Genomic DNA, 9,116 nt, shown 5'->3' with positions numbered 1-9,116 from the left:
GCGGTGTTGTACCCGGCCTGGAGCAGCAGGATGCTGGCGAGCTGTTCCATCATGACTGCTGTTCTGCGGAGGAAAAGTGCGCTTCCAGGCTGTGCAGGCGGCCGCCATAGGTGGCCTTGATGGCCTCCAGCGTCAGGGTCTGCTGTACAGGGCCTGCGGTCACAATCCGGCCGTTGATCATCAGCACGTGGTCGAAATATTCCGCCACGGTCTGCAGGTCGTGGTGGACGCAGATCACTGTTTTTCCCGCCTGGTCCAGTTCTTTCAGCACCGTCAGGACGGCCTGTTCGGTTACGGCGTCCACGCCGGCGAAGGGCTCGTCCATGAAATAGATGTCGGCTTCCTGGGCCAGCGCGCGGGCCAGAAACACCCGCTGCTGCTGCCCGCCCGACAGCTGGCCGATAGGCCGGTGGGCAAAGGCGGACAGGCCCACGTGGTCCAGATACTCCATGGCGGCCTTGCGGTGCGCCCGTCCCACCGGGCGGCACCAGCCGATCTTTCCGTACCGGCCCATGGTAACCACCTCCAGGGCGGAGACGGGAAAGTCCCAGTCCACGCTCTCCCGCTGGGGCACATAGCCGATGCGGGAACGTTGCGCGGCGACCGGTTTCTCAAAAACCAGAACCCGGCCGGACAGGGCCGGAACCAGTCCCAGACAGGCCTTGACCAGCGTGGATTTCCCCGCGCCATTGGGCCCCACCACGGCGATCAGGCCTTTTTGGGGGGCGGTGTAGCTGACGTCCAGCAGCGCCGGCTGGCGATGATAGCTGACGGTCAGGTTCTCGATACGCAGGGGCGCCGGGGTCATGGACTCTGTACTCCGCATGTAACTTGCGGTTACACCCTGCAGAAATTCCGCCGCAGTGGCAAGGTGGTCTTAAGTGAAGACAAACCGGACCAGCGACAGGCCAAAGGCAAAAACAAAGGCGTAACCGAACCTGTCCGGACGTATCAGTTTTCGACGCCGTCCGGCCCCTGTTTTTCCAGCAACCATCATTGCACAGCCCAGGATCACGAGGGTGATAAAACAGTGACTCTGGACCAGGAATTGATGATATTCAATCAGACCTTCTGTGTCTGTTTTTGTCTTCTTCCAGCGCCCGGCGGACATCGGGCGGCATATAGTTCTCGTCGTGCTTTGTCAGGATTTCCGTGGCTGTAAACAAGGTCCTGTCTTCTGAAAGACGCCCCCGGGCGACCACGCCCTGGCCTTCCCTGAACAGGTCGGGCACGATCCCTGTAAACGTGACAGTCACAGCGTTCCTGTTGTCCGTGATGCGAAAAGTGATGGTCAGGCCATCAGCTGACCGCGAGACGCTCTCCTGTTCCACCAGACCTCCCAGGCGAAAGGGACGGGACGTCTGTATGGGATGCTCGATCAGGTCTGTGGGACTGTAGAAAAAGTCCAGATTATCCCGCAGGGCCAGCAGGGCCAGTGCCAGCGCGGCGCTGAGACTGAAAAGAACCACAAGAACCAGGATCAGCCTGCGCCTTTTGCGGGTCATGGCTGTTGCGCCTTCCTTGCACGATACAGGCGCAGGATGCTGCAGGCCAGCAGGCCGCCCAGAACCAGGGCGGTGAAGCCCCATGCGGACCAGATGTAAAAGGCATGGCTGGTCATGGGCGGACTCCCAGGCGCAACAGCTCGGCCCGCCGCTCCAGCAGGGCTGTTTCTGTGCGCATCAGGGACAGCAGGATGAACAGGCACAGGAACGCGCCGGCCATAACCAGCAGGGGCAGCAGCATGGACGGATCCAGGGCAGGGCCTGCCAGCCGTAAAACGCTTGCGGGCTGGTGCAGGCTGTTCCACCAGTCCACGGAAAACTTGATGACAGGTAAATTAACGAGGCCCACCAGAGACAGCAGGGCAGCCGCCCCCCCGCCCCGCTCCGGGTTGTCAAAGGCCCGGCCCAGCGCCATGACGCCCAGGTACAGGAAAAACAGGATCAGGACGCTGGTCAGGCGGGTATCCTGCCACACCCACCATGTGTTCCACATAGGCCGGCCCCACAGGCTGCCTGTCGCCAGACAGACCAGCGTGAAGCAGGCGCCCACGGGCGCTGTGGCCCGGATGTACACATCGGCCAGCGGATGCCGCCAGACCAGTGAGCAGAACCCGGCGGCCCCCAGCGAGGCGTACGCCAGCAGACTGAGCCACGCGGCGGGCACATGGACGTACATGATCCGGACGCTTTCGCCCTGCTGGTAATCAGGGGGAGAGTGGACCAGCGCCAGCCAGAGGCCAGCTGCCATCAGCACAACGAACAGGCCGCTGTACCAGGGCAGGAGGGCCCGGGACAGGCGAAGGAAGCGGGCGGGGTTGGCGAAGCGATGCATGTTACTCAAGGGTTTGCCTCAGGGCCGCGGCGGTCGCAAGGGGTGACAGGACCATGCTGGCGACGGACAGGCTGGCCAGCAGCAGGAGATGAGGGGTTGCCGGCTGGCCTGCCAATGCGGCGTCCACGGCCATTGTGCCAAAAATCATCACAGGAATGTACAGCGGCAGGATCAGCAGGCCCAGCAGGATTCCACCCTGCCTTGCGCCCAGAATCAGGGCGGCACCCACACTGCCTGTAAAGCTGATGGCCGGTGTGCCCGCCAGCAGGGACAGGACCAGAACGCCGAGGGCAGGCAGGGGCAGGCCGTACATCAGCGCCAGCAGGGGAACCAGCACGAGGACGGGCAGGGCGCAGACCAGCCAGTGCGCCAGCGTCTTGGCCAGGGCAATGGCTTCGGGCGACAGGGGCGACAGGAACAGCAGATCCAGGCTGCCGTCGGCGTAATCGTCCTGGAACAGCCGGGGAAAGGACAGCAGGGCGGACAGAAGGACGGCGACCCAGATGACGCCCGCGGCGGCCTGCTGCAGGATCTCCGGCTCCGGGTTCAGGCCCAGGGGGAACAGGATCACCACCAGGGCCAGGAACAGCAGGGCCAGAACACTGTCCGTCCCCTGGCGGAAGGACAGCAGGATATCGCGGCGGATCAGGAACAGGAAAGGTCTCATGATTCCCTCTCCCCATTGTGGGAGAGGAAGGGGCCAGCACCGACAGGTGCGGGAGGGTGAGGGGCCTTCGGAAGCCGGGTCCTTTCGGGTTGAAGGCCCCCCACCCTGCCTCCCCCACGATGGGGGGAGGGGATTGTTCTTTGCATTCTCATACCCCGCCCTCCAGCGCCAGCGCCCTTGCGTCCGGAACAGCCAGATCTCCGTGGGTGGACAGCACGACAATGCCGCCTGCGCTGCGGTGGCGGTGGATCAGGGTCTGCAGCAGGGGAACGGCTGTGCTGTCCAGCGCTGCGGCTGGCTCATCCAGAAGCCATAGGGGGCGGAACTCCAGCATGGTCCGGGCCAGCGCCACGCGCCGCTTCTGCCCTGCGGACAGCAGGCGGACGGGAGTATCTGACAGATGAGTGATGCCCATGTCTTCCAGAGCCTGGCAGGCTTTTTCCGGGCTGGAGAAAGGCGTCAGGCTTTCCAGAACAGTGAGAGGACCTTTCAGGGCATCCGTATGGCCCACCAGATGAACGCGGGTGCGGTGCAAGTGGATATCATCGTGAATGGAAGCGTCGTTCCACAGGATCTGCCCGTCCGCCGGGGTCAGAAGACCGGCCAGCAGGCGCAGCAGGCTGGACTTCCCGCTGCCGTTGGGACCGGTCAGAACAAGCGCTTCCCCGGCCTTCAGGTCAAACCGGATGTCCCGGAACACAGGCCGCATGGCCCGCACACAGGACAGGGAGGAGACTGACAGGGTGTTCATACCGCCCTGTATAGCGGTTTTCGGGGCGGATTGCAGCGGGCTGCCTATGCAGTAAGGACCAAGGCCGGATCTGTACCTTCAACACGCCGGCATACGCGCTCGAAATCACTTTGATTTTTGGCTCTTCCGCCAGAGGCGGGCACATGCCCCCCGGCACTCAGGCCGAACCATTCGCTGATTTGCCTGGAAATTGGCTCCACGTTCACTGTTCCGTCAGAACGATAGCTGATGGCGATGGTGCCATCAGGATTTTTAGACCAGATCACCAGAAACTGGTCAGGGGAATTGCAGGAATTTTCCCGCAGGCAATAATCAAACCAGCGGCCGGACCGGATATTGTAGTTGATGGCAAAGACCCTGTACCTGACCTTGTCAATCTTCGGTTCAGTGATCTGAACGGGATAACGGCTATCCCAGGCTTCATTAAAAGCCCTTTCCTGGTCTTTCAGGAAAGGGCGGCCCTTTTCAGCCAGATCGGCTGGAGTTACGCCGTCCAGAAACCTGAAGGCCGCGCGAATTTCATCCATGTTGCCGATGGGTAGTTTGTCCACAGCGTCGGCCATGGCGTAGTCATCCTCGCCCTTCAGTTGCCCCATGTCCATCCGGCTGATCAGCTGGATATACCAGGGCAGGGCATTTTGGTCCGCAAGGACATTCCTGCGCACAAGATGCTTCCAGGCAAGGGCTGCGCCAGACAGGCTGTTGTCCAGATATTTTGTCACCCGGGAATTCTCGAAACCCTTCAGGGCTTCCACGTTGGTAAGATGATGATCGAGGATGACAAATCGTGTATCCAGACTTGTGTTATCCAGAAGCATCCGCAGGTTTTCTTCGGTCGGGGCAATATCCACAAAATAAACAGTTGATCCGGGAGGAATTTCTTGCCCGGCGATCATTTGTTCCAGGCGCGCTTCCAGAAAACCGTTGGGCGCACTGGCAATGAATTGCGTGTCAGGGCCAAGGGCAACATCTGCTGCTATAGCTGCAAAGGCACCGTCTACACAGGTGGCTTTGGTACCGGGAGGCGGGCCATGGTATATAACGATCGAGCGCATAAACCAAGATGCTGCTGTTGATCCTGATTACAGTCTATAGCATAGAAATGAAATTGTTTGCCCTTTTTTTTCCACAATCACCCGGAAAAGCCATGCCCGCTACCCCATAAAGGGGGGTAAAGTCCTGATATCCGCCGCTTTTTCCAGAACGTCGCCTGCCCGCAGCACAGTTTCCTCGTCAAAGGGCTTGCCGAGCAGCTGAAGTCCCAGGGGGAGGCCATTGGCACCCAGACCTGCCGGAACGGACAGGCCGGGCAGGCCGGCAAGGCTGGCGGGGATGGTGAACAGGTCCTCCAGGTACATGGCGATGGGGTCGTCGTTCTTCTCGCCGATGGCAAAAGCTGTGCCGGGCGCCACCGGAGTCAGCAGTACGTCACACTTTTTGAAGGCTTCGGCAAAATCCCGGGCAATCAGGGTCCGGACTTTCTGGGCCCGCAGGTAATAGGCGTCATAGTAACCGGCTGACAGGACATAGGTTCCCATCAGGATGCGCCGCTTGACCTCGCTGCCAAAGCCAGCGCCGCGGGTTTTGGCGTACATGTCTCCCAGGCTGTTCCCCTCAACCCGCAGGCCATAGCGCACGCCGTCATAGCGCGCCAGGTTTGACGAGGCCTCGGCCGGCGCAAGCACATAATAGGCGGGCAGGGCGTATTTCGTGTGGGGCAGGCTGATATCCACCGCTGTGGCGCCGGCCTGTTTCAGCAAATCCAGGCCTTTCTGCCATACGGCGTCGACTTCCGGCGACATTCCCTCGACCCGGTATTCCTTTGGAATGCCTATGCGCAAACCCCGGATGTCACCTGTCAGGGCCTTTTCATAATCAGGCACGGGCCGGTTGACCGAGGTGGAATCCTTCGGGTCATGGCCGGCCATGGAGCGCAGCATGATGGCGCAGTCTTTCACTGTACGGGCCATAGGGCCCGGCTGATCCAGAGATGAGGCAAATGCAATAACGCCCCAGCGGGAGCAGCGGCCATAGGTGGGCTTGATCCCCGCAATGCTGGTCAGGCCGGCCGGCTGACGGATCGAGCCGCCGGTATCGGTACCCGTTGCCCCCAGGGCGATACGGGCCGCTACAGCAGCAGCAGACCCGCCGCTGGACCCGCCGGGCACCAGCTGTTTTTCGAACGTCCAGCCACCTTTTCCGTCGGCCTTGCCGGGACTCCAGGGGCTGATGGTGGGGCCAAAGGCGCTGGTGGTGGTGGACGAACCCATGGCGGAATCGTCCTGGTTGGCCTTGCCCAGCATGATTGCGCCATCCCGGAACAGGTTTGCCGTCACCGTGGATTCATAGGTTGGTACGAAATTGTACAGGATTTTGCTGGCTGTAGTGGTCTTGACGCCTTTGGTGCAGAACAGGTCCTTGATCGCCAGGGACGCGCCTTCCAGCGGCCCGGCCTGGCCTTTCGCAAGGCGGGCGTCAGACTCTTTGGCCTGTTTCAGGGCGATATCCGGGGTTTCGGTGATAAAGGCATTCAGCACACGGGCCTTTTCCATGGCCCGGATGTGGGCCTCTGTCAGCTCGACCGCAGTGAAATTCTTTTTTTTCAGGCCGTCCAGCGCATCGGCGAGGGTCAGGTGATTGAGCTGGGTCATTTATTCCACCACCTTGGGAACCGCGAAGAAATCGTGCAGGGATTCAGGCGCATTGGCCATGATATCCCGGACGCAGTTACCGTCATCCACCTCATCCGGGCGCTTGTGCAAGGTGTGTTCAACTACGCTTGTCATGGGCGCAACGCCGGTCACATCCACCTGGTTCAGCTGTTCAAACCAGTGGAAAATTCCGCTCAGGGCATCGGCATACTTCTTTTCTTCATCCGGGGTCAGCTCCAGCGCTGACAGCCGGGCAATTTTCCTGATAGTAGCTATGTCCATGGACATGGGATATATCTCATGTGGTCAGAAACAGGCCGCAAACCTATCACCCGCCATGATCCTGCGCAACCCGGATGAACTGAAAGGGATCCTTCCTGCCGGACGGCGTCTTCTGGGCGTGGATGCGGGCTCGAAAACCCTCGGGCTTGCGGTATCCGATCCTGCCCTGAAAGTAGCCTCTCCCTTGCGGACACTGGCCCGCAGGAAATTCACCCCGGATGCGCAGGAGCTGGGCCGGGTCTGCCGGGAATATGGCGTGGGTGGCCTGGTCATCGGCCTGCCCCTGAACATGGATGGCAGCGAGGGACCCATGGCGCAATCCGTCATCCAGTTTGCCCGGAACCTGACAGAGCAGGCCCACCTCTGGGGCGGGCCCATGCCCATCCTGCTGTGGGATGAGCGCCTGTCCACCTGGGCTGTCAGCCAGATGATGCTGGAGCACGATGTCTCCCGTCGGAAAAGGGACCAGGCGGTGGACAGGATGGCAGCCGCGTGGATCCTGCAGGGCGCAATGGATGCGATGCAGGCCGGACCGGCCTCTTTCTGAATTTCTTTGGGGCCCCCATTGCAGGAATACAAAAGCACACCTATATGTCCCACTGGCATCATTCACGGGTGATGCATTCCTTGATGAATTCAGAGGCAAAAGAACATGGCTAAAGTCATTGGCATCGATCTGGGCACCACCAATTCCTGCGTGGCCATTATGGAAGGCAAGACGCCCAAGGTGATCGTGAACGCCGAGGGGCGCAACACGACTCCCTCGATGGTGGCGTTCACGAAGGACGGTGATCGCCTGGTGGGCGAGCCCGCCAAGCGCCAGGCCGTGACCAATCCGGAAAACACTCTCTTTGCCATCAAGCGCCTGATCGGCCGCCGGTTTGACGATCCCATCACCAGCAAGGATAAAGGCCTGGTGCCCTACAAGATCATCAAGGGCGACAACGGCGATGCCTGGGTGGAATGTCAGAGCAAGAAATACAGCCCCAGCGAAATCAGCGCGTTCATCCTGATGAAGATGAAGGAGACGGCGGAAAACTACCTGGGTGAAAAGGTCACCCAGGCTGTCATCACCGTGCCCGCCTATTTCAACGACAGCCAGCGCCAGGCCACCAAGGATGCGGGCAAAATCGCGGGGCTTGAGGTCCTGCGCATCATCAACGAACCCACGGCAGCCGCGCTGGCCTATGGCATGGAGAAAAAGGGCAGCGGCACGATTGCCGTGTACGACCTGGGCGGTGGTACGTTCGACGTGTCGGTGCTGGAAATCGGCGATGGCGTGTTCGAGGTGAAATCCACCAACGGCGACACCTTCCTGGGCGGTGAGGACTTTGACGCCCGCATCATCGACTTCCTGGCCGACGAGTTCAAAAAGGACCAGGGCATTGATCTGCGCAAGGACAAGCTGGCCCTCCAGCGCCTGAAAGAGGCGGCGGAAAAGGCCAAGATTGAACTGTCCTCGTCGGTACAGACCGAAGTCAACCTGCCCTTCATCACCGCCGACCAGAACGGGCCAAAGCACCTGAACATCAAGCTGACCCGTGCCAAACTCGAGGCGCTGGTGGATGATCTGGTCCAGAAAACGGTCGGCCCATGCGCTGCAGCCCTCAAGGACGCAGGGCTGAAAGCGTCCGACATCGACGAGGTGATCCTGGTGGGCGGCATGACCCGCATGCCCAAAATCATCGAGACGGTGAAGAACTTCTTTGGCAAGGAACCCCATCGCGGCGTGAACCCGGACGAGGTGGTCGCCGTGGGCGCGGCTATCCAGGGCGGCGTGCTGAAGGGCGAGGTCAAGGACGTCCTGCTGCTGGATGTGACGCCGCTGTCGCTGGGGATCGAAACCCTGGGCGGCGTGTTCACGCGCTTGATCGAGCGCAACACCACCATTCCCACCAAGAAAAGCCAGGTATTCTCGACCGCTGAAGACAGCCAGAGCGCTGTGACCATCCGCGTGTTCCAGGGCGAGCGCGAAATGGCCGCGGACAACAAGATGCTGGGCCAGTTCGACCTGGTGGGCATTCCACCGGCCCCGCGCGGCGTGCCGCAGATCGAGGTGACCTTTGATATCGACGCCAACGGCATCGTGAACGTCTCGGCCAAGGACAAGGCGACCAACAAGGAACAGAACATCCGCATCCAGGCCTCGGGCGGCCTGTCCGACGCGGATATCGAGAAAATGGTCAAGGACGCCGAGTCCCACGCTGCCGAGGACAAAAAGCGGCGCGAGGCGGTGGAGGTGCGCAACCAGGCGGATGGCCTCATCCATACGGTGGAGCGGACGCTGAAAGAGTCCGGCGACAAGGTGGCTCCGGCGGATAAGGAAGCCGCTGAACAAGCCATTAAAGAACTGAAAGACGTGATGGACAGCGGCGACGCCGCAATCATCAAGGGCAAGACCGATGCGCTGGCCCAGGCTTCCATGAAA

11 protein-coding genes are annotated in these 9,116 nt (G+C 60.9%); 2 read left to right on the top strand and 9 right to left on the bottom strand.

The window, feature by feature from the left end; all coding sequences use genetic code 11:
- Positions 1-49: 49 nt before the first annotated feature.
- The 9 genes from M3O22_07200 to gatC all read right to left on the bottom strand — a co-directional run bounded on the left by M3O22_07200 (position 50) and on the right by gatC (position 6,694).
- Entirely contained in the window at positions 50-808 is a 759-nt protein-coding gene (locus tag M3O22_07200) for an ABC transporter ATP-binding protein (GenBank protein MDP9196532.1), read from the bottom strand.
- Positions 809-1,058: 250 nt separating this feature from the next.
- Positions 1,059-1,505: a cytochrome c maturation protein CcmE gene (gene ccmE / locus M3O22_07195; GenBank protein MDP9196531.1), complete on the bottom strand. Its 447-nt coding sequence runs from the start codon at positions 1,503-1,505 to the stop codon at positions 1,059-1,061.
- Complete coding sequence (ccmD, locus tag M3O22_07190) at positions 1,502-1,621, bottom strand: heme exporter protein CcmD (protein ID MDP9196530.1); 120 nt, start codon at positions 1,619-1,621, stop codon at positions 1,502-1,504. The genes ccmE and ccmD overlap by 4 nt, the downstream gene beginning before the upstream one ends.
- Positions 1,618-2,337 (bottom strand): heme ABC transporter permease, encoded by a 720-nt coding sequence (locus M3O22_07185; GenBank protein MDP9196529.1) that lies wholly within the window; start codon positions 2,335-2,337, stop codon positions 1,618-1,620. Before M3O22_07185 ends, ccmD begins: the two co-directional genes overlap by 4 nt.
- Position 2,338: 1 nt before the next feature.
- Positions 2,339-3,004 carry a heme exporter protein CcmB gene (gene ccmB, locus M3O22_07180; protein ID MDP9196528.1) on the bottom strand — a complete coding sequence of 222 codons (666 nt, stop codon included), beginning with the start codon at positions 3,002-3,004 and terminating at the stop codon, positions 2,339-2,341.
- A 148-nt stretch (positions 3,005-3,152) separates the two neighbouring features.
- Positions 3,153-3,755, bottom strand: coding sequence for a heme ABC exporter ATP-binding protein CcmA (ccmA, locus tag M3O22_07175; GenBank protein ID MDP9196527.1), 603 nt, complete (start codon positions 3,753-3,755; stop codon positions 3,153-3,155).
- Between the two features lie 44 nt (positions 3,756-3,799).
- Entirely contained in the window at positions 3,800-4,810 is a 1,011-nt protein-coding gene (locus tag M3O22_07170; protein MDP9196526.1) for a hypothetical protein, read from the bottom strand.
- Positions 4,811-4,909: 99 nt separating this feature from the next.
- Entirely contained in the window at positions 4,910-6,406 is a 1,497-nt protein-coding gene (gene gatA, locus M3O22_07165) for an Asp-tRNA(Asn)/Glu-tRNA(Gln) amidotransferase subunit GatA (protein MDP9196525.1), read from the bottom strand.
- Positions 6,407-6,694, bottom strand: a complete 288-nt coding sequence (gene gatC / locus M3O22_07160) for an Asp-tRNA(Asn)/Glu-tRNA(Gln) amidotransferase subunit GatC (GenBank protein ID MDP9196524.1) — start codon at positions 6,692-6,694, stop codon at positions 6,407-6,409.
- Positions 6,695-6,743: 49 nt separating this feature from the next.
- On the opposite strand from gatC, the gene ruvX reads away from it, so the two are divergent.
- Positions 6,744-7,235, top strand: a complete 492-nt coding sequence (gene ruvX, locus M3O22_07155; GenBank protein MDP9196523.1) for a Holliday junction resolvase RuvX — start codon at positions 6,744-6,746, stop codon at positions 7,233-7,235.
- A 105-nt stretch (positions 7,236-7,340) separates the two neighbouring features.
- Positions 7,341-9,116, top strand: a 1,776-nt coding sequence (gene dnaK, locus M3O22_07150; protein MDP9196522.1) for a molecular chaperone DnaK, incomplete at its 3' end; no start/stop codon positions are given.

Source organism: Pseudomonadota bacterium, from assembly GCA_030775045.1.
In the GTDB taxonomy this organism is placed as follows: domain Bacteria; phylum Pseudomonadota; class Alphaproteobacteria; order JALYJY01; family JALYJY01; genus JALYJY01.
Note: the sequence above shows the minus strand (reverse complement) of the source record. Positions and strands in the feature narration are given on the sequence as shown.